The sequence below is a fragment of the Streptomyces sp. NPDC048288 genome (assembly GCF_043201555.1).
Classification (GTDB): Bacteria; Actinomycetota; Actinomycetes; order Streptomycetales; family Streptomycetaceae; genus Streptomyces.
The window spans coordinates 123865-145301 of sequence record NZ_JBICZD010000002.1 but is presented as its reverse complement, the minus strand read 5'-3'; the positions used below and the strand labels follow the sequence as shown (position 1 = coordinate 145301).

17 protein-coding genes and 1 pseudogene are annotated in these 21437 nt (G+C 72.0%); 9 read left to right on the top strand and 9 right to left on the bottom strand.

The features are described 5' to 3' along the window. Positions 1 to 4 precede the first annotated feature (4 nt). Positions 5 to 679 carry a Crp/Fnr family transcriptional regulator gene (locus tag ACGFZS_RS06990; protein ID WP_018547939.1) on the bottom strand — a complete coding sequence of 225 codons (675 nt, stop codon included), beginning with the start codon at positions 677 to 679 and terminating at the stop codon, positions 5 to 7. Between the two features lie 341 nt (positions 680 to 1020). On the opposite strand from ACGFZS_RS06990, the gene nth reads away from it, so the two are divergent. The 3 genes from nth (at position 1021) to ACGFZS_RS06975 (ending at position 3998) form a co-directional block, all read left to right on the top strand. Then, positions 1021 to 1971 carry an endonuclease III gene (gene nth, locus ACGFZS_RS06985; protein WP_393794208.1) on the top strand — a complete coding sequence of 317 codons (951 nt, stop codon included), beginning with the start codon at positions 1021 to 1023 and terminating at the stop codon, positions 1969 to 1971. 82 nt (positions 1972 to 2053) lie between these two features. After that, on the top strand, positions 2054 to 2785 hold the full coding sequence (locus tag ACGFZS_RS06980) for an NUDIX hydrolase (RefSeq protein WP_393794207.1): 732 nt from the start codon (positions 2054 to 2056) through the stop codon (positions 2783 to 2785). A 13-nt stretch (positions 2786 to 2798) separates the two neighbouring features. After that, positions 2799 to 3998, top strand: a complete 1200-nt coding sequence (locus ACGFZS_RS06975; protein WP_393794206.1) for a MarP family serine protease — start codon at positions 2799 to 2801, stop codon at positions 3996 to 3998. A gap of 34 nt (positions 3999 to 4032) precedes the next feature. Here ACGFZS_RS06975 and ACGFZS_RS06970 read toward each other — a convergent pair whose 3' ends face one another. The 6 genes and pseudogenes from ACGFZS_RS06970 to ACGFZS_RS06945 form a co-directional block, all read right to left on the bottom strand. Beyond that, complete coding sequence (locus ACGFZS_RS06970; RefSeq protein ID WP_355712546.1) at positions 4033 to 4212, bottom strand: hypothetical protein; 180 nt, start codon at positions 4210 to 4212, stop codon at positions 4033 to 4035. Positions 4213 to 4339: 127 nt separating this feature from the next. Beyond that, positions 4340 to 5260, bottom strand: coding sequence for an alpha/beta fold hydrolase (locus tag ACGFZS_RS06965; RefSeq protein WP_393794205.1), 921 nt, complete (start codon positions 5258 to 5260; stop codon positions 4340 to 4342). Continuing rightward, positions 5257 to 5742, bottom strand: a complete 486-nt coding sequence (locus tag ACGFZS_RS06960; protein WP_393660103.1) for a phage holin family protein — start codon at positions 5740 to 5742, stop codon at positions 5257 to 5259. Before ACGFZS_RS06960 ends, ACGFZS_RS06965 begins: the two co-directional genes overlap by 4 nt. 51 nt (positions 5743 to 5793) lie before the next feature. Further along, positions 5794 to 7256, bottom strand: a pseudogene (gene nhaA / locus ACGFZS_RS06955) (Na+/H+ antiporter NhaA). Positions 7257 to 7447: 191 nt separating this feature from the next. Further along, positions 7448 to 9406 carry an acetate--CoA ligase gene (acs, locus tag ACGFZS_RS06950; RefSeq protein WP_393794204.1) on the bottom strand — a complete coding sequence of 653 codons (1959 nt, stop codon included), beginning with the start codon at positions 9404 to 9406 and terminating at the stop codon, positions 7448 to 7450. Positions 9407 to 9537: 131 nt separating this feature from the next. Next, a complete protein-coding gene (locus ACGFZS_RS06945) occupies positions 9538 to 11994 on the bottom strand; it encodes a bifunctional SulP family inorganic anion transporter/carbonic anhydrase (protein ID WP_393794203.1) in 2457 nt (818 codons plus the stop codon). A 336-nt stretch (positions 11995 to 12330) separates the two neighbouring features. Between ACGFZS_RS06945 and ACGFZS_RS06940 the strand changes: the two genes are divergently transcribed. Next, positions 12331 to 13596 carry a hypothetical protein gene (locus ACGFZS_RS06940; RefSeq protein ID WP_393536989.1) on the top strand — a complete coding sequence of 422 codons (1266 nt, stop codon included), beginning with the start codon at positions 12331 to 12333 and terminating at the stop codon, positions 13594 to 13596. 21 nt (positions 13597 to 13617) lie between these two features. Here the strand turns inward: ACGFZS_RS06940 and ACGFZS_RS06935 are convergent, their stop codons facing one another. Next, entirely contained in the window at positions 13618 to 14598 is a 981-nt protein-coding gene (locus tag ACGFZS_RS06935) for an ATP-binding protein (protein ID WP_393794202.1), read from the bottom strand. Positions 14599 to 14698: 100 nt separating this feature from the next. Between ACGFZS_RS06935 and ACGFZS_RS06930 the strand changes: the two genes are divergently transcribed. Next, complete coding sequence (locus tag ACGFZS_RS06930; RefSeq protein WP_355725024.1) at positions 14699 to 15523, top strand: oxidoreductase; 825 nt, start codon at positions 14699 to 14701, stop codon at positions 15521 to 15523. Positions 15524 to 15906: 383 nt separating this feature from the next. Here the strand turns inward: ACGFZS_RS06930 and ACGFZS_RS06925 are convergent, their stop codons facing one another. Beyond that, positions 15907 to 16731, bottom strand: a complete 825-nt coding sequence (locus ACGFZS_RS06925; RefSeq protein WP_359206131.1) for an HAD family hydrolase — start codon at positions 16729 to 16731, stop codon at positions 15907 to 15909. 644 nt (positions 16732 to 17375) lie between these two features. Between ACGFZS_RS06925 and ssd the strand changes: the two genes are divergently transcribed. From ssd to ACGFZS_RS06905, 4 genes are all read left to right on the top strand, one after another. Beyond that, a complete protein-coding gene (ssd, locus tag ACGFZS_RS06920; protein ID WP_393794201.1) occupies positions 17376 to 18413 on the top strand; it encodes a septum site-determining protein Ssd in 1038 nt (345 codons plus the stop codon). Further along, positions 18410 to 19612, top strand: a complete 1203-nt coding sequence (locus ACGFZS_RS06915; RefSeq protein WP_393794200.1) for a TadA family conjugal transfer-associated ATPase — start codon at positions 18410 to 18412, stop codon at positions 19610 to 19612. The genes ssd and ACGFZS_RS06915 overlap by 4 nt, the downstream gene beginning before the upstream one ends. A gap of 99 nt (positions 19613 to 19711) precedes the next feature. Beyond that, the gene (locus ACGFZS_RS06910) at positions 19712 to 20578 is read left to right on the top strand and encodes a type II secretion system F family protein (RefSeq protein WP_393794199.1); all 867 of its coding nucleotides are present in this window, start codon (positions 19712 to 19714) and stop codon (positions 20576 to 20578) included. Next, the gene (locus ACGFZS_RS06905) at positions 20575 to 21378 is read left to right on the top strand and encodes a type II secretion system F family protein (RefSeq protein WP_393794198.1); all 804 of its coding nucleotides are present in this window, start codon (positions 20575 to 20577) and stop codon (positions 21376 to 21378) included. The genes ACGFZS_RS06910 and ACGFZS_RS06905 overlap by 4 nt, the downstream gene beginning before the upstream one ends. Positions 21379 to 21437: the final 59 nt, after the last annotated feature.

Here is a 21437-nt window from a genome sequence, read left to right as displayed (position 1 = left end):
GGTGTCAGCGCGAGCGCTTGGCCAGCCGCTCGACGTCCAGCAGGATCACGGCGCGCGCCTCCAGGCGCAGCCAGCCGCGCTGGGCGAAGTCCGCCAGCGCCTTGTTCACGGTCTCGCGGGACGCGCCGACCAGCTGGGCCAGCTCCTCCTGCGTGAGGTCGTGGACGACGTGGATGCCTTCCTCGGACTGCACGCCGAAGCGGCGGGAGAGGTCCAGCAGAGCGCGCGCGACACGGCCCGGCACATCGGAGAAGACCAGGTCGGACATGGCGTCGTTGGTCTTGCGCAGCCGTCGGGCGACCGCGCGCAGCAGGGCGGTGGCCACCTCCGGGCGGGCGTTCAGCCAGGGCTGGAGGTCGCCGTGGCCGAGGCCCAGCAGCTTGACCTCGGTCAGCGCGGTGGCGGTCGCCGTGCGCGGGCCCGGGTCGAACAGCGACAGCTCGCCGATCAGCTCGCCGGGGCCGACGACGGCGAGCATGTTCTCGCGGCCGTCGGGGGAAGTGCGGTGGAGCTTGACCTTGCCCTCGGTGACGACATAGAGCCGGTCGCCCGGGTCGCCCTCGTGGAACAGGGAGTCACCACGCGCGAGGGTCACCTCACTCATGGAGGCACGCAGCTCCGCGGACTGCTCGTCATCGAGCGCCGCGAAGAGCGGGTTGCGCCGCAGAACGTCGTCCACGAGTTCTCTCCTTGTCGACCTGCTCAGGGGATCTTGCTCCCCGTCGTACCAGGGGACCGTGCTCCCCATTTTGCCGGACGGTCCAAACAGTGTGATCTGTCACAAGGATGCCGCACAGGTGTGCCTAGGTAAGCGGCAGGGGTCCAATCGGGGGCTGATCTTCCGGGTCCGGGGCGGATGTCGGTGCCGGGCTTTAGGCTGGCCGGGTGTCCAAATCGCCGGTGAGAGCACAGGCCAAGGGGGCTGCGCGGGTGGTTGTACGTCGTGATTCCGCTGTGGGCGAACAGGGGTCCGATGCCGCCCCTGGCGCGCCGAAAAAGGCGACCAAAGCGGCGAAAGCCGTGAAGAAGGCCGCCGCCGAGAAGACCGCCGCGAAGAAGGCGGCGCCGGCGAAGAAGGCTGCCGTGAAGAAGGCCGTGGCGAAGAAGGCCGTGGCGAAGAAGACGGCGCCGGCCAAGAAGGCCGTGGCGAAGAAGGCCGCCGCCGAGACGCCGAAAGCCGTCTGGAAGCCGGAGTCGCACACCGCTCTCGTCCGGCGGGCCCGGCGGATCGACCGCGAACTCGGTGAGGTGTACCCGTACGCCCACCCCGAGCTGGACTTCGAGAACTCCTTCCAGCTGCTGGTCGCCACGGTGCTGTCCGCCCAGACCACCGATCTGCGCGTCAACCAGACCACCCCGACGCTGTTCGCGAAGTACCCCACCCCCGAGGACCTGTCCGCCGCCAACCCGGAGGAGGTCGAGGAGATCCTGCGGCCCTGCGGGTTCTTCCGGGCCAAGACCAAGTCGGTGATAGGGCTCTCCAAGGGGCTGGTGGAGCAGTTCGGCGGTGAGGTGCCGGGCCGGCTCGAGGACCTGGTCAAGCTGCCCGGCGTCGGCCGCAAGACCGCGTTCGTCGTGCTCGGCAACGCCTTCGGGCGCCCCGGGATCACCGTGGACACCCACTTCCAGCGCCTGGTCCGGCGGTGGCGGTGGACCGAGGAGACCGACCCCGACAAGATCGAGGCGGCCGTGGGAGCGCTCTTCCCCAAGAGCGACTGGACCGACCTCTCGCACCACGTGATCTGGCACGGCCGCCGGATGTGCCACGCCCGCAAGCCCGCCTGCGGGGTCTGCCCCATCGCCCCGCTCTGCCCGGCCTACGGTGAGGGCGAGACCGACCCGGAGAAGGCGAGGAAGCTGCTGAAGTACGAGAAGGGCGGCTTCCCGGGCCAGCGCCTCAAGCCCCCGCAGGCCTATCTCGACGCGGGCGGCAGGCCGGCCCCGCCGCTGGGCGGCGTACAGGGGAAATGACCTAGGGACCTTCTGGGGGTCGAGTGACGGAACGATCAAGGCGCGCCCGGGCGTTGGACCGGGCAGGACGACGGGGGATGCCATGACACACACCGGCAAGGCGCATACCGATGCGCATACCGACGCGCATACCGACGGGCCGCGCGTGAGCGCGGCGCTCAGCAAGAAGGACCTCCCGGGCTGGCTGGATCCGGTGGTGCGGGCCGCCGAGACGGTCAAGCCGCTCCAGCTGAGCCGCTTCCTGCCGCCGGAGAACGGCGCGGGACGGCAGTCGGCCGTGCTGATCCTGTTCGGGGAGGGCGCGACCGGCCCCGAGCTGCTGCTGATGGAGCGGGCTGGCTCGCTGCGCTCGCACGCCGGGCAGCCCTCCTTCCCCGGTGGCGCCCTCGACCCCGAGGACGGCGACCCGAAGGCCGACGGGCCGCTGCGGGCCGCTCTCCGCGAGGCCGAGGAGGAGACCGGGCTCGACCCGGCCGGGGTCCAGCTGTTCGGAGTGCTGCCCAAGCTGTACATCCCGGTCAGCAGCTTCGTCGTCACCCCGGTGCTGGGCTGGTGGCGCGAGCCGACCCCGGTGGGGGTGGTCGATCCGAACGAGACGGCGCGGGTCTTCACGGTCCCCGTGGCGGATCTCACGAATCCGGCCAACCGGGCCACCGCGGTGCACCCGGCCGGCCACCGAGGTCCGGCATTCCTGGTCGAATCGACCCTGGTGTGGGGGTTCACGGCCGGGGTGATCGACCGGTTGCTGCACTACGCGGGATGGGAGCGCTCCTGGGACCGCGAGAAGCTGGTCCCGCTCGACTGGCGGTCATGACAGGGTGTCCACCGTGAATGTGCTGGACATCCTGTTGCTGGTCGCCGCCGTGTGGTTCGCGATCGTCGGCTACCGCCAGGGGTTCGTCGTCGGCATCCTGTCGGTGATCGGCTTCCTGGGCGGCGGACTCGTCGCCGTCTACGCCCTGCCCGTCATCTGGGACGCGGTGACCGACAACTCCGAGGTGAGCACGACCGCGGCGGTCGTCGCCGTGGTCGTCGTCATCGTCTGCGCCTCCGTCGGCCAGGCCCTGACCACGCACCTGGGCAACAAGCTCCGCCGGTACATCACCTGGTCCCCCGCCCGCGCCCTGGACGCCACCGGCGGCGCGCTGGTCAACGTCCTCGCGATGCTGCTGGTGGCCTGGCTGATCGGCTCCGCCCTCGCGGGCACCACCCTGCCGACGCTCGGCAAGGAGGTCCGCAACTCCAAGGTGCTGCTCGGGGTCTCCAGAGCCCTGCCCAACCAGGCCGACACCTGGTTCGCGGACTTCTCCGCGGTCCTCGCCCAGAACGGCTTCCCGCAGGTCTTCAGCCCCTTCGCCAACGAACCGATCACCGACGTCTCACCGCCCGACCCGGCCCTCGCGAACAGCGCGGTCGCCACCACGGCCAAGCAGTCCATCGTCAAGGTGACCGGCACCGCGCAGAGCTGCGGCAAGATCCTGGAGGGCACCGGCTTCGTCTTCGCCGACCGCCGCGTCATGACCAACGCGCACGTGGTCGGCGGCGTCGACGAGCCCACCGTCCAGATCGGCGGCGAGGGCCGCAGGTACGACGCCAAGGTCGTCCTCTACGACTGGCAGCGCGACATCGCCGTACTGGACGTGCCCAACCTGCCGGCGAAGGCGCTGAAGTTCTCCGCCGCGGACGCGGACACCAACAACGACGCGATCGTCGCCGGCTTCCCGGAGAACGGCTCGTACGACGTCCGTGCCGCCCGGGTGCGCGGCCGGATCACGGCCAACGGCCCGGACATCTACCACCGCGGCACCGTCCGCCGTGACGTCTACTCGCTGTACGCCACCGTCCGCCAGGGCAACTCCGGCGGCCCGCTGCTCACCCCCGAGGGCAAGGTGTACGGGGTCGTCTTCGCGAAGTCGCTGGACGACGCCGACACCGGTTACGCCCTCACGGCCGACGAGATCCAGGCGGACATCGCCCGGGGCCGTACCGCGAGTCAGCAGGTGGGCACCGACAGCTGCGCCCTTTAGAGCCCCCGGAGGTCCGCGGGGCCCCGCGAGGGGGTCAGCCGCGGGTGTGGCGCAGGCGGACCGAGACCCAGCGGGCCCGGCGGCGCAGGATGCGCGGAATCCCCACCCTGAGGTCCGTGCCCGGCAGCTGCGGGGAGGCTCCTCGATGGGAGTTCAGACCGCCCGTCGTACGGCGGTTGCGGGGTGCGTCACTGTAGTCGTGCGTCCAGCCCATACCCCGACGTCTGCCCCTGCCCCAAGGTCGATAACCTCCCCCACGCCCCTCAATCGGCCTATGCGCGGGGCATGTGGCCGTTCGTAGAACAGGTGTGCAGCTCCGGATACCGGGCGCGTCGGCGCGGTCACCGATCGGGTTCGGGGTCCTTCAGCCAGTTGACCAGTTCGGCGGAGAACGCGACCGGGTCCTCCTCGTGCGGGAAGTGCCCGAGACCGTCGAACAGCCGCCAGCGGTACGGCGCTTCGACGTACTCGCCGGAGCCGGCCGCGCTGCGGGTACGGGCCACCGGGTCCAGGGAGCCGTGCAGATGGAGCGTCGGGACGCGCACCGGCCGCTTCATCCGCCGGTTGAACTGGATGCCGTCGGGGCGCGCCAGCGAGCGCACCAGCCAGCGGTACGGCTCGATCGAGCAGTGCGCGGTGGAGGGGATGCACATCGCCCGCTGATACGTCTGCACGGTCTTGTCCTCGGGCAGCCGCGGCCCGGACCAGTCCCGGATCAGCCGGCCGACCAGCGCGCCGTCGTCGGCGACGAGCTGGCGCTCGGGGATCCAGGGCCGCTGGAAGCCCCAGATGTAGGAGGCGGCGGCGGACTGCCGGCGGTCCCGCAGCATCGCCGCGCGCCAGCGCCGCGGGTGCGGCATGGACACGACCGCGAGGCGCCGGACCAGCTTGGGCCGCATCGCGGCGGCCGTCCACGCCAGATAGCCGCCCAGGTCGTGGCCGACCAGCGCGGCGTCCGGCTCGCCCAGGGAGCGGATCACGCCGGTGATGTCGAGCGCGAGGTTGGCCGGGTCGTAGCCGCGCGGGGTGCGGTCGCTGCCGCCGACACCGCGCAGGTCCATGGCGACGGCCCGGAAACCCGCGTCGGCCAGCGCGACCAGCTGGTGCCGCCAGGTCCACCAGAACTCGGGGAAGCCGTGTACCAGCATGACCAGCGGGCCGTCGCCGAGCTCGGCGATGTGGAACCGGGCGCCGTTCGCGGCGACGTCCCGGTGCGTCCAGGGGCCCTCCAGCCGTACGGCCGAGGGAGCGGGATCCGTCATGAGGTCGAGCGTGCCACAGCCTCGATGGCCGGCACGTCATCCCTGGGCAGTTCCGGACGCGGATGCGGCTTGGCGTTCTGCAGCACGCCCGCCGTCTCCTTCATCGACGCGGCCACCTTCTGCGGGCCCTTGCCCTGCTTGGCCTTCTTCGCGAACAGCACGCCGATCAGCACGAGGACGACGGCCACCAGGACGTTCGCCGCGAAGGAGAGCAGGAAGCAGATCGCCAGGTTCCAGTGGCTCCAGGTCCGAATGCCGTACGCCAGCGCGAAGTTGAGCATCGGCAGGGAGAACAGCAGTAGCACGGCCGCCACCGTGAACGCGCCACCGCTGGTCGCGCCCCGCTTGACGTCCTGCTTCAGCTGGGCCTTGGCCAGCGCGATCTCGTCGTGCACCAGCGCCGACATCTCGGCGGTCGCCGAGGCGAACAGCTGGCCGATGCTGCGTTCGGCACCGACCGGGCTGCCGTCGGGTGCGCTCATCGCGGTCTCCCTCTGCGTACTTGTCATCGTCTTTTGTACCGTCTCGTCAGATCATGCCGGACGGCCGCCCTGCTCGCCTGCCCCGCCCGGCACTTCGGCAGGCGCGTCGCGCCCGCCGGGCCCTATCCGGCGGCCTGCCGGGCCGCCTTCTCGGCGGCGATACGGCGGTGCTCGGCGGCCTTGCGGTCGTATATCTCCGCCATCCGCAGGTGGTACGCCGGGTCGTCCTGCTCGTAGACGTCCGGGATGCCGTCGAGGTCGTCGTCCCGTTCCTCGGCCTCGACCAGGCGGCGGTAACGGGCGTTGCGTATCTTCAGCAACACGGTGGCGCACAGGGCCGCGATGAGCGATCCGGTGAGGACGGAGGCCTTGACCTCGTCCGTGAGCACGGTGTCGCCCGCGAAGGCCAGTTCGCCGATGAGCAGCGACACGGTGAAGCCGATGCCGGCGAGCGAGGCGACCGCGAAGACGTCGGCCCAGGCGAGGTCCTCGCTGAGCGAGGCCCGGGTGAAGCGGACGGTCAGCCAGGTGCCGCCGAAGATCCCGACCGTCTTGCCGACGACCAGCCCGAGGACGACCCCGAGCGTCTCGGGCTCGCGGAACACGTCCCCGAGCGCCCCTCCGGACACCTTCACACCGGCGCTGAAGAGCGCGAACAGGGGCACGGCCAGCCCCGCCGACAGCGGGCGCACCAGATGCTCCAGGTGCTCGCCGGGGGAGTGCTCCTCGCCCTCGCGGGTGGTGCAGCGCAGCATCAGGCCCATGGCGACACCGGCGATGGTCGCGTGGACCCCGCTGTTGTACATCAGCGCCCAGACGACGACCGTGAGCGGGACGTACACGTACCAGCCGCGCACGCCCTTGCGTAGCAGCAGCCAGAAGACGGCGAGGCCGAGGACCGCACCGCCGAGCGCGGCGAAGTCGATCCGCTCGGTGAAGAAGATCGCGATGATCAGGATCGCGAACAGGTCGTCGACGACCGCGAGGGTGAGCAGGAAGGCGCGCAGGGCACTGGGCAGGGACGTTCCGATGACCGCGAGCACGGCCAGCGCGAAGGCGATGTCGGTGGCGGTGGGCACCGCCCAGCCGTGGGTGTCGCCGCCGCCGGTGAGGGTGGTGAGGGTGTAGACGAGCGCCGGTACGGCCATTCCGCACAGCGCGGCGACGACCGGCAGGACCGCGGCCCTGGGGTCCTTGAGATCGCCGGCCACCAGCTCCCGTTTGAGCTCGATGCCGGCGACGAAGAAGAAGACCGCGAGCAGCCCGTCCGCGGCCCAGTGGGCGACGGAGAGGTTCAGGCCGAGGGCCTCGGGGCCGAAGTGGAAGTGGCTGACGCTCTCGTAGCTGTGCCGCAGCGCGGGGATGTTCGCCCAGACCAGGGCGGCGATCGCGGCGATCAGCAGCAGCACGCCGCCGACGGTCTCGGTCCGCAGCGCGTCCGCGACGAAGGTCCGCTCGGGCAGCGAGAGCCGCCCGAGGACCTTGCGGGCGGGGCTGGTGCGGGGCGCGGACACGGGGACCTCCGGTCGGTGGGCAGGACGGAGCTACTTGCCGACCAGACTTCCCGGCACACCCTGAGGATCACGCTGCTTTGCTTAGTTTACCTAAGGTATGGCCGGAAGTGCCAGGTGGGATTCACGGTAGGCGCAAAAGAGGCGCCCGGCGCGCTTCGCGCCGGGCGCCTCTCGGGCCGTGCTCCTGCGGGTCAGTCCTCGCTGGGCGCCGCCGGGAGCTTCGCCTGGATGAGGTCCATGACCGTGGAGTCCGTCAGCGTCGTGACGTCACCGAGCTGGCGGTTCTCGGCGACATCGCGCAGCAGCCGGCGCATGATCTTGCCGGAGCGGGTCTTCGGCAGCTCCGCCACCGGCAGCACCCGCTTGGGCTTGGCGATCGGGCCGAGCGTGGCGCCGACGTGGTTGCGCAACTCGTTGACCAGGCCCTCGTCCTCGGCGTTCGCCGTGCCGCGCAGGATCACGAAGGCGACGATCGCCTGCCCGGTCGTCTCGTCCGCCGCACCCACCACGGCCGCCTCGGCGACCGACGGGTGGGAGACGAGCGCCGACTCCACCTCGGTGGTGGAGATGTTGTGCCCGGAGACGAGCATGACGTCGTCCACCCGGCCGAGCAGCCAGATGTCGCCGTCGTCGTCCTTCTTCGCGCCGTCACCGGCGAAGTACTTGCCCTCGAAGCGGGACCAGTACGTGTCCAGGAACCGCTGGTCGTCGCCCCAGATGGTGCGCAGCATCGACGGCCACGGCTCGGTCAGCACCAGGTAGCCGCCTCCGCCGTTGGGCACCTCGTGCGCCTCGTCGTCGACGACGGTCGCCGAGATGCCGGGCAGCGGGGTCTGCGCCGAACCGGGCTTGGTCGCGGTGACGCCCGGCAGCGGGGAGATCATCATCGCGCCGGTCTCGGTCTGCCACCAGGTGTCCACGATCGGCGTCCGGTCGGCGCCGATGTGCTTGCGGTACCAGATCCACGCCTCGGGGTTGATCGGCTCGCCCACCGAACCGAGCACCCGCAGGCTGCTCAGGTCGAACTTGGCGGGGATGTCGTCGCCCCACTTCATGAACGTCCGGATCGCGGTGGGCGCTGTGTACAGGATCGTCACCCCGTACTTCTGCACGATCTCCCAGAACCGGCCCTGGTGCGGGGTGTCCGGGGTGCCCTCGTACATCACCTGCGTCGCGCCGTTGGCCAGCGGCCCGTACACGATGTACGAGTGGCCGGTCACCCAGCCGACGTCGGCCGTGCACCAGTACACGTCCGTCTCCGGCTTGAGGTCGAAGACCGCCCAGTGGGTGTACGACGCCTGGGTGAGGTAGCCGCCCGAGGTGTGCAGGATGCCCTTCGGCTTACCCGTCGTACCGGACGTGTAGAGGATGAACAGCGGGTGCTCGGCGTCGAAGGCCTCCGGCGTGTGCTCGGCCGACTGCCGCTCGACGATCTCGTGCCACCACACGTCCCGCGCGCCGTCCCAGGCCACTTCCTGCCCGGTGCGCCGTACGACCAGCACGTGCTCGACGTTGTCCACCTTGCCGATCGCCTCGTCCACGGCAGGCTTCAGCGCGGACGGCTTGCCGCGCCGGTAGCCGCCGTCGGAGGTGATGACGACCTTGGCGTCCGCGTCCTGGATGCGGGTGGCCAGCGCGTCCGCCGAGAAACCGCCGAAGACCACGGAGTGCGCGGCACCGATCCGGGCGCAGGCGAGCATCGCGACCGCCGTCTCCGGGATCATCGGCATGTAGATCGCGACCCGGTCGCCCTGCCGGACCCCGAGTTCCAGCAGCGCGTTCGCCGCCCTGGAGACCTCGTCCTTCAGCTCGGCGTAGGTGATCGCACGGCTGTCGCCGGGCTCGCCCTCGAAGTGGATGGCGACCCGGTCGCCGTTCCCGGCCTCCACGTGCCGGTCCACGCAGTTGTACGCGACATTGAGTTCGCCGTCCTTGAACCACTTGGCGAACGGCGGGTTCGACCAGTCCAGCGTCTCCGTCGGCTCCTTGGCCCAGGTCAGCCGACGGGCCTGCGCGGCCCAGAAGCCGAGCCTGTCAGCCTTGGCCTCTTCGTACGCCTCGGCCCCGACGTTGGCGTTCTCGGCCAGGTCGGCGGGCGGCGCGAAGCGTCGCTCCTCCCTCAAGAGGTTGGCCAGGCTTTCGTTGCTCACGACATCTCCCTTTCGAAGGGTGTCCGTTGTGTCCCAGACCACACAGCTCATCAGACCCAGGGGTCCGGTGACAAGGGCCGTCGGAATATTGGTTTAGACCTGTCGGCTCCCGGCGGGCCCGTCGCCCCTTCTCAGGCCGGGCTGCGCAACTCCTCCGCGCCCGGCACCCCCTCGAACACCGCTCCCTCCTCATCCCCCTCGGGCCGGCCCAGCAGATACGCCTGGGCCTCGCCCACATGGAAGTACATCCCGTGCAGCTCCAGCGCCCCCGCGGCCAGCGCCCGGGCCACCGAGTCGTGTGCCCGCAGATGCTCCAACTGCTGGACCACATTGGTCAGGCAGAGCTGCTCCACCTCGTCCGCCGGCGCCCGCCCGGCCAGCCGGACCCAGGGACGGCTGTCGTCGGCCACCCGCGCCAGGCTCGGCTCGCCGTGCCGCAGCCACCGCCCGAGCGGGGTCGTCCCCTCCTCCCCGGACCCCGAGGTCAGCAGCGCCTGCATCGCCCCGCACCCGGAGTGCCCGCACACCGTGATGGACCGCACCTTCAGCACGTCCACCGCGTATTCGATCGCCGCCGCCACCGAGTCGTCGCCGTTCTCCTCACCCGGAAGGGGGACCAGGTTGCCGACGTTGCGGACCACGAACAGGTCACCCGGTCCACTGGAGGTGATCATCGAGGTGACGAGCCGGGAGTCCGCGCAGGTGAGGAAGAGCTGCGAGGGCCGCTGCCCCTCGCGCGCCAGCCGGGCCAGCTCGTCCCGCACCAGGGGCGCGGTCTCACGCTGGAACGCGCTGATCCCACGGGCGAGTTCATGCCCGGAGCCGACCGGACCGCCGTCGACCGGTGTCCCGTCGACCGGTGTCCCGTCGGCCGGTCTGCCGTCGGCCCAGCGGGCCAGGCCCGACCTGACCAGGCCCGCTCGGTGGCTGTGACCCGCTCGGTGGCCCTGGCCCGCGCGGTGCTCGGCACGTGGGCCGTGTTCCGGGCGGTGGCCGTACTCCGGTGAGCGGATACCCGCGCGGCAGCCGGTGAGTTCGGCGGAGCCGCCCTGCGCGGTGTGGGCCTTGCGCCAGTCCTGCAGTGACTCGTACGCCGCGTGGTCCATGAACGAACCGTCCAACTCCACCACGGCGTGGGCGCCTTGGGGTACGAGATGCAGGGCTCTGCTGAGCCGGGGAACCGCGAGGAACGTCAGCTGTCCTCTGACATGGATGTAGTGGACTCCTCCCTTCTCCTCATGGGTGATGCGGGTGCGGGCGAGGCGGTGCAGGGCGAGGGCGACGGCCACGGCGACCCCGAGGACCACGCCCTCCAGGACGCCGAGGAGAACCACGCCGAGTGTGGTGACGGCGTACACCAGTACTTCGCGGTGGCGGGTCACCGTGCGGATGTGGTGCAGGGACACCATCTGGATGCCGACGGCCATCACCAGGGCGGCGAGCGAGGCGAGCGGGATGAGGTCCAGGAGCGGGACCATCAGCAGCGCGGCGACTACTACGAGAACGCCGTGCAGCATCGTGGAGTTCCGGCTGACGGCACCGGATCTCACATTCGCCGAACTGCGCACCGCGACCCCGGCGACCGGCAGTCCGCCGAGTGCCCCGGAGACGATGTTGGCCGCGCCCTGGCCGAGCAGCTCGCGGTCCAGGTCGGAGCGGCCGACCCGGGACTGCGGGCCGGTGCGCCCGGCGACCAGCTTGTCCACCGCGACCGCGCCCAGCAGCGACTGCACGCTGCACACCAGCGTGGTGGTGAGCACGGCGGCGGCGATGCCGAGCACCGGCCCCTCGGGCAGCCCCGCCAGGGCATGGCTGCTCCAGGACGGCAGGTCGACCCTCGGCAGGGTGAGCCCGGTGAGCGAGGCGGTCGCGGTGGCACCGGTGACGGCGACCAGGGCGGCCGGGACCGTGCGCAGCCGGCGGCCCGGGGCGCCGGGGATCCGGGGCCAGCCGAGGAGCAGGGCCAGGGTCAGCGTGCTCATCGCCACGGCGGCCGGGTGCAGGTGGGCCAACTGGGCGGGCAGCGCCCGGACGTTGGCGAGGACCGAACTCTGCGGGTTGCCGCCGAGCACGATGTGCAGCTGGGCGACGGCGATGGTGACGCCGATGCCGGCGAGCATGCCGTGCACCACGGCGGGGCTGACGGCGAGCGCGGTGCGGGCCACGCGCAGGCAGCCCAGGCCCAGCTGGGCCAGCCCGGCGAGGACGGTGATGCCGCAGGTGGTCCGCCAGCCGTACCGGTGGATCAGGTCGGCGGTGACCACGGTGAGTCCGGCGGCGGGGCCGCTGACCTGGAGCGGGCAGCCGCCGAGCCGCCCGGCGACCAGCCCGCCGACGGCCGCGGCGACCAGGCCGGCCTGGAGCGGGGCGCCGGTGGCGAGGGCGATGCCGAGGGAGAGCGGAAGGGCGATCAGGAACACCGCGACGGACGCGGACAGGTCGGCGCTCTCGACGCGGAAGCGGCGGCGGCGCGGGGGCGCGGGCGGGCTCTGCGGTCGGCCGGTTGCCGTGGTGCTGCGGGGACTTGCGGCTCCGGCGCGGGCGAGGCCCGGGCTCTCGGGGTGGGTGGGTACGCAGGCTGATGACATGTTTCCCGTCTCCTCCGGGGCGGCGCGGTCGCGGATCAGGGGGTGCCCTCGCGGGGCGGGGGCTCGGTCGCGGCCGTGGGGCACGGCGTGCAGCGGCGGGATGATTCAACGCTCGGTAAACGAATCGTAATGGCGAGTAAAGGTCAGGCATGGATTTTCCGGGCAAACGGGGCACCGATTCACCTCGATGGGTGAAGTGAGCAGTTCATCGGCTTGTCGTATTAATCCCTCTCTCGGTCCTATGCGACCTTGGCGGCGCTGTCGGCACATACCCGGCACATCGCCAGAAAACGCCGTCACCGGCGTTTGCCGAGAGAAGGAAGAAGGTGAGCGGAATTGGCCGCCACCCAGAGGATGGCTGTCGGCGCCGTGGCCGCCGCCGCGGCCTGTGCCGCGTCGCTGGCCGGTTGCGCGAGCGGCACCAAGTCCGAGGAAGGGGCGTCCGGGCCGCAGAAAGGAGCGCCGGCGCCCCAGAGTGTGGTCCGTCTGATCGGCGACGGTTCCACCGCGTACACCGGGGCGCAGCCGCATCAGCCCCAGCCCGAGCGGCTCAAGCCAGGTGAGAAGCCTCCGCAGTTCGTGGTCTTCTCCTGGGACGGCGCGGGCGAGGACAGCCAGAAGCTGTTCTCGCACTTCCGCAAGGTCTCCAAGGAGAACAACGCGAACATGACGTACTTCCTCAGCGGTGTCTACATGCTGCCCGAGGAGAAACGTGACCTCTACCGGCCCCCGCAGCACTCGCCCGGCAGTTCCGAGATCGGCTTCAACGACCAGCAGGGCATCGCCGACACGGCCAAGCAGGTACGGCTGGCCTGGCTGGAGGGCAACGAGATCGGCACCCACTTCAACGGGCACTTCTGCGGCCCCGACGGGGGTGTCGGCGAGTGGTCGGTGGCCGAGTGGAAGAGCGAGATCGCCCAGGCCAAGCGGTTCGTGGAGACCTGGAAGACCAACACCGGCATGAAGAACGCCGCCCCGCTGCCCTTCGACTACGACAAGGAGCTGATCGGCGCCCGCACCCCCTGCCTGGAAGGCCAGAAGAACTTCGTGAAGGCGGCGAGCCAGTTGGGCTTCCGCTACGACACCAGTGGCGTCAACGACCAGGTCTGGCCCAAGAAGCGGGAAGGGCTGTGGGACCTGTCGATGCAGCTCGTCCCCTTCCCCGGCCACACCTACGAGCAGTTGACCATGGACTACAACTTCATGGTCAACCAGTCCGGCACCTCGACCCAGGGCGACCCCGACATGTACGACTACTGGGGCGACCAGATGCGGGACGGGCTGCTCCAGGGCTTCAACCGGGCCTACAACGGCAACCGCGCGCCGATGGTCATCGGCAACCACTTCGAGTCCTGGAACGGCGGCACGTACATGCGTGCCCTCGACGAGGTCGTCCAGGACGTGTGCAACAAGCCCGAGGTGCGCTGTGTCTCCTTCCACCAGCTGGCCGACTGGCTGGACGCCCAGGACCCGAAGGTCCTGGCGAAGCTGCGCACCCTGAACGTGGGCGAGGCCCCGCGGCCGGGCTGGGCGTCCTTCCTGTCCGGCCGCCCCGCCCCGGCCCCGAAGGGGGTGCCCGGGGCGCCGGCGGTCAAGCAGTAGCGGAACCGGGCGGCGCCTTCGTCAGGCGGGCGCCGCCACCCCCTCGCCGAGCACGAAACCGGGGTCGATCTGTGCCGCCAGGTCGGCCCCGGTGCGCTCGTTCCCCCAGGACAGGGCGTTCTTCAGATGGAAGTGGACCATCTGCCGGGTGTAGCGCTCCCAGTCCCGCAGCTCGTGGGTCGCATCGGTGGCGATCTTCAGGGTGCGCAGGGCGCGGGCGTTGTCGTCCTCCAGGAGGTCGAACCGGGGCGGGCGGCCCTTCTCCATGGCGCGCACCCAGTCCGAGTGCCCGACCGTCACCAGCAGGTCGTCCCCGACCTCGGCGCGCAGGAAGTCGAGGTCGTCCTGCCCCTGCACCTTGTTGCCGATCACCTTCAGCACGACGCCGAAGTCCCGGGCGTACTCCTTGTACTGGCGGTAGACGGAGACCCCCTTCCGGGTCGGCTCGGCGACGAGGAACGTGATGTCGAAGCGGGTGAACATGCCGGAGGCGAAGGAGTCCGAACCCGCCGTCATGTCGACCACGACGTACTCGTCGGGGCCGTCGACGAGGTGGTTCAGGAACAGCTCCACCGCTCCCGTCTTGGAGTGGTAGCAGGAGACCCCCAGGTCGGCCTCCGTGAAGGGCCCGGTGACCATCAAACGGACGGCGCCGCCGTCGAGTTCCACCGGCCGCGCGCAGGCGTCGTACACCGCGTTGGGCTCCCGCACCCGGACCAGCCGCGAGCCCTCGCCGGGCGGGGTGGTCTTGATCATCGTCGCGGCGGAGGCGATCCGCGGGTTGTGGCCCCGCAGGTGGTCCTTGATCAGGGAGAGCCGCTCGCCCATCGCGGGCAGTGCCGCCGACTCCGCCTCGTCGAGGCCGAGCGCGGGGCCCAGGTGCTGGTTGATGTCGGCGTCGACGGCGACGACCGGCGCGCCGCCGGCCGCGAGATGGCGGATGAACAGGGAGGAGAGCGTGGTCTTGCCGCTGCCGCCCTTTCCGACGAAAGCAATTTTCATGTTCACGAAGGGTAGTCGGGTGATAGCTGTATGTGTCAGATGGAGTGAAGAAGACCACTCCTTCGTGGAGGGGGAGGGCGGGGTGCGTAGGGTCGTACTCATGAGTACGACAGGTGCGACCGCCGATCCGCTCGCGGCGCTGGGCTCGCTGCCCTCGGTGGCCGAGTCCGTGGAGTCCGTGCGCAAGGCCGTGGACCGGGTCTACGGCCACCGGGTGATGCGGCGCCGCAGCAACGCCGTCACCTCCGAGGCCGCGCTGCGCGGCGCGCGGGGCAGCGCGGCGCTCTCCGGTGCCGACTGGGCGCTGGAGGAGGTCCGCCGGCGCTCCGACTTCGGCGTCGACGAGGACGCGCGCGTGGTGGGCGCGGCTCTGCGGCTGACCGCGGAGGCGGGTCAACTGCTCTCCGTCTGGCGGCAGTCGCCGCTGCGGGTCCTGGCCCGGCTGCACCTGGTGGCGGCCGCGACCGACGGCGACGAGGTCGGACGCCCGCGGCAGGCCGGCGAGACCGTCGACGAGCCGCTGATCGAGCTGCCGCTGCCGGGCGCGGCCGAGGTGTCGGGCCGCCTCGAAGGGCTGGCCGACCTGATCATCGCGGGGACGGAGGCGCCCGCGCTGGTGACGGCCGCCGTGGTGCACGGCGAGCTGCTCGCGCTGCGCCCCTTCACCTCGTACAACGGGCTGGTCGCGCGGGCGGCCGAGCGGATCGTGCTGATCGGCAGCGGCCTCGACCCCAAGGCGATCTGCCCCGCCGAGGTCGGCCACGCCGAGCTGGGCCGGGCCTCCTACCTGGCGGCTCTCGACGGGTACGTCTCCGGCACTCCGGAGGGCATGGCGGCCTGGATCGCGCACTGCGGCCGGGCGGTCGGGCTGGGCGTGCGCGAGTCGACGGCGGTGTGCGAGGCGCTGCAGCGCGGAGCGGCCTGAAACCGGCGCGGGAAGGCTTCGGAAAAGGGTTGCGGCGGTACGAGGAGTCGTACCGCCGCTGGCATGTTCACCGGGTTACCAAGCGTCCTCGATATGTTGCCCATCAGGTCGGGTGCTTTGCCCGTCACCTGGTGCGGCTGGCCCGTAATCGACGGGTCGACGTCGCGTGGGTGCTCGGTGTCCATGCTGGGTCCGTGGGGCCGAATGCGTTTTAAAGGTGATCCTCTCGGATGTCCTTAGGTCTCGCGGGCCGCTAACCCCTTTGTACTGCAAGCCCCGAGCAAGCGGAACCCCTGCCTGCAGTTCTTTACTTTTAGGTTCAAAGACGCACTAAAAGGGCGCCGTTAGGCCGAACGGGTCACCGGGGGTGCCGGACGGCCGGTTCAGGCGACCGAGTTCCGGCGCCGGCTCGCGTACCAGACCAGGCCCGCGGTGGCGGCCGCCGCCCCTATGGCGGCCGCGGCGACCAGGGCCGGACGCGGGGGCGCGGAGATCCGCTGCTTGAGCCGTACCGGACGGTTGAAGTCCAGGATCGGCCAGCCGCGCGCCAGGGCCTCGCGGCGCAGCGCCCGGTCCGGGTTCACGGCGTGCGGATGCCCGACGGCCTGGAGCATCGGGAGGTCCGTCGCCGAGTCGCTGTAGGCGTGGCAGCGGTCGAGGTCGTACCCCTCGGAGGCGGCCAGCTCGCGTACGGCCTCGGCCTTCGTCGGGCCGTACGCGTAGTACTCCACCTCGCCCGTGTAGCAGCCGTCCTCGCCGACGACCATGCGGGTGGCCACCACCCGGTCGGCGCCCAGGAGTTCACCGATCGGCTCGACCACCTCGGCGCCCGAGGTGGACACGATGACGACGTCCCGGCCGGCCTTGTGGTGCTCCTCGATGAGGGAGGCGGCCTCGTCGTAGATGATCGGGTCGATCAGGTCGTGCAGGGTCTCGGCGACGATCTCCTTGACCTGCTGGACATTCCAGCCACGGACGAGGGAGGAGAGGTACGCGCGCGTGCGCTCCATCTGGTCGTGGTCCATACCGCCGACCAGGAACACGAACTGGGAGTACGCGTTGCGCAGCGCCGCCCTGCGGTTGATCAGACCGCCTTGGTAGAACGACTTGCTGAACGTGAGCGTGCTCGACTTCGCAATGACCGTCTTGTCCAGGTCAAAGAAGGCTGCTGTGCGGGGCAAGGAGTGGTTTTCCACGACCCCGAGCATAGGCGCCCACCATTCGGCGTAAGGTGGGGCGCGTGGGTTTGCCTGAGAGGGCTCTCGGGTACACCATGGAAGTCACGGATCGTTCGCGACCGTGCTAACGCGGCCCGGCTCCTCCCCCCCCCGAGTCGGCCGTGAAGACGACCCCCACTCTCCCCCCCGGTGGGGGTCGTCGCATGTCCGGGTGGGTTTTCCTCCTCTCTCGCGGGCCGTGAGGCCTAGGTCCGGCGGCTTCGGTCGCCCCTCTCGCATGCCCATGATCCGTCACGCTGGGTAGTCGTGACGCTGCGCTGTGGAAGTCGCACAGACCCTGGAACGGGCCTCACCGGTATGGGTGACAGCGATATTCACAACCGCCGAGTTGTCCACAGTTTTGGACCAAGATCCACACGTTTTCCGGGTTCGCTGCACCGTGATTCCTGCGCGCTCCGGCGGCGGCGAGTTCATGGCCGGTTCCGATTGCCGGGCGCCAATGGCCGGTTTCTGTCGGCCGTGCATATGGAGGCCGCTTGCCGGTTCTCCACACGTTTGGGAATCGCGGGGCCGCAGGGGCCGCGCGCGAGAACACAGCCAAGGGGGAAGCTCACGTGGCCGGAACTGTCACCCACGAACCGCCGTCCGCCCCATCAGGACGGCCCGGACGCCCGATGATCGTCACCGAGGACGCCGAACTCCTCGACGACCTGTTGCGCCTGTGCGCGGCGGCCGGCGCCCGGCCCGAGGTCCACCACGGGGTACCCGAACGCGGCGGCGGCTGGGAGTCCGCCCCGCTCGTCCTGGTCGGCGACGACGCCGCGCGGCGGGTCCGCGGGGCCGCGCGCCGACGCGGGGTGGTGCTCGTCGGCCAGGACCAGGACGACCCGGATGTCTGGAAACGGGCCGTGGAGATCGGCGCGGACCACGTCCTGATGCTGCCCGACGGCGAGCAGTGGCTCGTGGACCGGATCGCCGACGTCGTCGAGGGCGTGGGCCGCCCGGCCCTCACCGTCGGGGTCATCGGCGGCCGGGGCGGGGCCGGCGCCTCCACGCTGGCCTGTGCGCTCGCCGTCACCTCCGCGCGGGAGGGACTGCGCACCCTCCTCGTGGACGCGGATCCGCTGGGCGGCGGACTCGACGTACTCCTCGGCTGCGAGACCGCCGAGGGACTGCGCTGGCCCGCCTTCGCCGCCTCGCGCGGCCGGCTCGGCAGCGGCGCACTGGAGGAGTCGCTGCCCGAACTGCACTCGCTGCGGATCCTCAGCTGGGACCGCGGCGACAGCGTGGCGATCCCGCCGCCCGCCGTCCGCGCGGTACTCGCGGCCGCCCGTCGGCGCGGCGGCACGGTCGTCGTCGACCTGCCGCGCCGCCTGGACGACGAGGTCGCCGAGGTCCTCACCCAGCTCGACCTCGCCGTCCTCGTGGTCCCCGCCGAACTCCGCGCGATCGCGGCCGCCGGCCGGGTGTCGGCCACCGTCGGCATGGTCGTCCGCGATCTGCGGGTGGCGGTACGGGGGCCGTACGCGCCCGGACTGGACGACCGCGAGGTGGCCCGGCTGCTCGGCCTCCCCCTGGCCGGCGAGGTGCCCGTCGAACCGGGCCTGGCCCGCCCGAACCGCAAACCGCCCGGCTCCGCCGCACGCGGACCGCTGGCCCGCTTCTGCAAGGACTTCTGGGAGCGGACGCTGGTCGAGGCGGGTGGCGTATGAGGCCCGGCACGGCGGGCGCCGACGGCCCGGCCCGGCTCGCCGACGGCCCGGCCCTGCTCGACGGGGTACGGCGCTGGCTCGCCGAGAGCGGCGCCGAACCGACGCCCGCGCGTGTGGCGCAGGCGCTGCGCGAGCAGGGCCGGGTGCTCGGCGACGCCGAGGTCCTCGGCGCGGCCGAGCGGTTGCGCTCCGAACTGGTCGGCAGCGGCCCGCTGGAGCCCCTGCTCACCGACCCCCTGGTCACCGACGTGCTGGTGACGGCCCCCGACCGGGTCTGGGTGGACCGCGGCGGCGGCCTGGAACTGACCCGGGTCGCCTTCCCGGACGCGGCGGCGGTACGACGCCTCGCGCAGCGGCTGGCCGCGGTGGCCGGCCGGCGCCTGGACGACGCACGGCCCTGGACGGACGCCCGGCTGCCCGACGGCACCCGGCTGCACGCGGTCCTGCCCCCGGTGGCGGTCGGCTGCACCTGTCTGTCCCTGCGGGTGGCACGGCCCCGGGCCTTCACGCTCGACGAACTAGTGGCGGCCGGGACCGTACCGCCCGGCGGCGACCGGATCCTGCGCGCCCTGCTGGCCGCCAGGCTCTCCTTCCTGGTCAGCGGCGGCACCGGCACCGGCAAGACGACCCTGCTGAGTGCCCTGCTCGGCCTGGTCGGACCGGGGGAGCGGATCGTGCTGGCCGAGGACTCGGCGGAACTCAGGCCCGAACACCCGCATGTCGTGCGGCTGGAGACCAGACCCGCCAACCAGGAGGGCGCCGGCCTGGTCACCCTGGAGGACCTGGTCCGGCAGGCACTGCGGATGCGCCCCGACCGGCTGGTCGTCGGCGAGGTGCGCGGACCCGAGGTCGTCCATCTGCTGGCCGCGCTCAACACCGGCCACGAGGGCGGTTGCGGCACGGTCCACGCCAACGCGGCCGCGGACGTACCGGCCCGCCTGGAGGCCCTCGGCACCGCCGCCGGACTTGACCGGGCCGCCCTGCACAGCCAGTTGGCGGCCGCGCTCTCGGTGGTGCTGCACCTCGTGCGCGACCGCGCGGGCCGACGGCGTATCGCTGAGGTGCATGTGCTGGAACGGGATCCCTCGGGGCTGGTGCGGACGGTACCGGCGCTGCGCTGGGGCGAGGAGGCGTTCGCGCGGGAGCGGGGGTGGGAGCGGCTGCGGGAGCTGCTGCGAGGCGACGTCGGGGACCTGTGAGGCCATCCGATCTGCCGGTGGGCCCGAAGTGGCCGAGTGATCTGCCCGGAAGCGGCGGAAGTGGCGGAAGTGATCGATGAGTTGGAAGGGGCGTGGGTGATGGGTGAGATCGAGACGACGGTCGGTGCGGCCGTGGTCTGCGGTGGGGTCATGGCATGGCTGCTGGCCGAGCGGCAGCGCGAGGTGCGGCGGGCCCGGCTGTTGCTCGCGGGGGGTGGGGTGGTGGCCACCGGACCACCCTCCTGGCAGCGGACGGTCGGGGAGCTGCGGCGGCTGCGCGGCCGTTGGCGGGGCGAGTGGTGGGCCCTGGCCGTCGGTGCCGCGCTCGCCCTTCTGGCCGCCTCGGCGATTCCGCTGCTCGCGGGGGCGGCCGGGGTGCCGGTACTGCGCCGGGTGCGGCTGGCCCGCCAGGAGCGGCGGGCCCGGGAGGCGCGCGCCGACGCGGTGATCGGGCTCTGCGGGGCACTTGCCGGTGAGGTGCGCGCGGGACGGCAGCCCGGTGAGGCGCTGCTGCGCGCCGCACGGGACTCCGGCGGGCTCGGCGAGGCCCGGGCGGCCGTGGTCGCGGCGGCCCGCTTCGGCGGGGACGTGCCGGGTGCGCTCGCGGCGGCCGCACGGCAGCCGGGCGCCGACGGTCTGCTGGGGCTCGCGGCCTGCTGGCGGGTGGCCGTCGACCAGGGTGCGGGGCTGGCCGCCGGCCTGGACCGGCTGGACGCGGCGCTCCGTGCCGAGCGGGACCAACGTGCGGATCTGCGCGCCCAGTTGTCGGGCGCCCGGGCCACCGCGGTGCTGCTCGCCGCGCTGCCCGTCCTCGGCCTGCTGCTCGGCTCGGCCATGGGCGCCGACCCGCTGCGGGTGCTGCTGCACACCGGGGCCGGGCTGGGCTGCCTGGCCGTGGGCGCGGTGTTCGAGGGTGCCGGGATGTGGTGGGCGGCCCGGATCGTGCGGGGAGCTGAGACGGCGTGAGCGCGGAGGTTGTCCACAGGCTGGGGGTGACGGTCGCGGTGCTGCTGGCCCTGGGCTGGTCGGCGTGGCGGCTGGAGAGGGCGCGGCGCGGGCGCCGGGTCCGGCGCAGGGTGGCCGAACTGCTGGCCCTGGACCTGGCCGTGCGGCGGTCCGAGGACATGGCGGCACGGCGGTCCGGCGTCCGGGGTGCCGTCCGCGGCTGGCTGCCGGGCATCGGGGCGGTGTGCGGCGGCTGGGTGCTGGTCGGCGGGGCTGTCGGCGCGCTGCTGGGGCTGGCCGTCGCGGTGGGGCTCTGGCAGTGGCGCGGCAGGGAGGGCGACGGGGCCCGGGCGGCGCAGGCGGAGGCGGCCGAGGCCGCGCGCCAACTCCCGCTCGCCTCCGACCTCCTGGCGGCCTGTATCGCGGCCGGGGCCGGTCCCGTGGTCGCCGCCCAGGCCGTCGGAGAAGCCCTGGGCGGACCGGTCGGCGCGGGGCTCGCGCGGGGCGCGGCCGAGGTACGGCTGGGCGGCGAACCGGCCAAGGCGTGGCGGAGGTTGGCGGCGCTTCCGGGCGCCGCGGCCCTGGCCCGGCTGCTGGAGCGCGCCGACGAGTCCGGGCTGCCGGCCGCCGCCCCGGTCGCCCGGCTCGCCTCGGACGCCCGCGCGGAGTGGACCCGGAACGCGACCGCGCGGGCGCGCGGAGCGGCGGTGCTGATCTCCGCGCCGGTGGGGCTGTGCTTCCTCCCCGCCTTCATCGCGGTGGGCGTGCTGCCCGTGGTGATCGGGCTGGCCGGCGGGGTGATGCGAGGGGGTGCTGGATGACAGGGGCGACAGCGGGCTCGTCAACAGGAACTGATGTCAACGGAGTCGAAGGAGCGGGG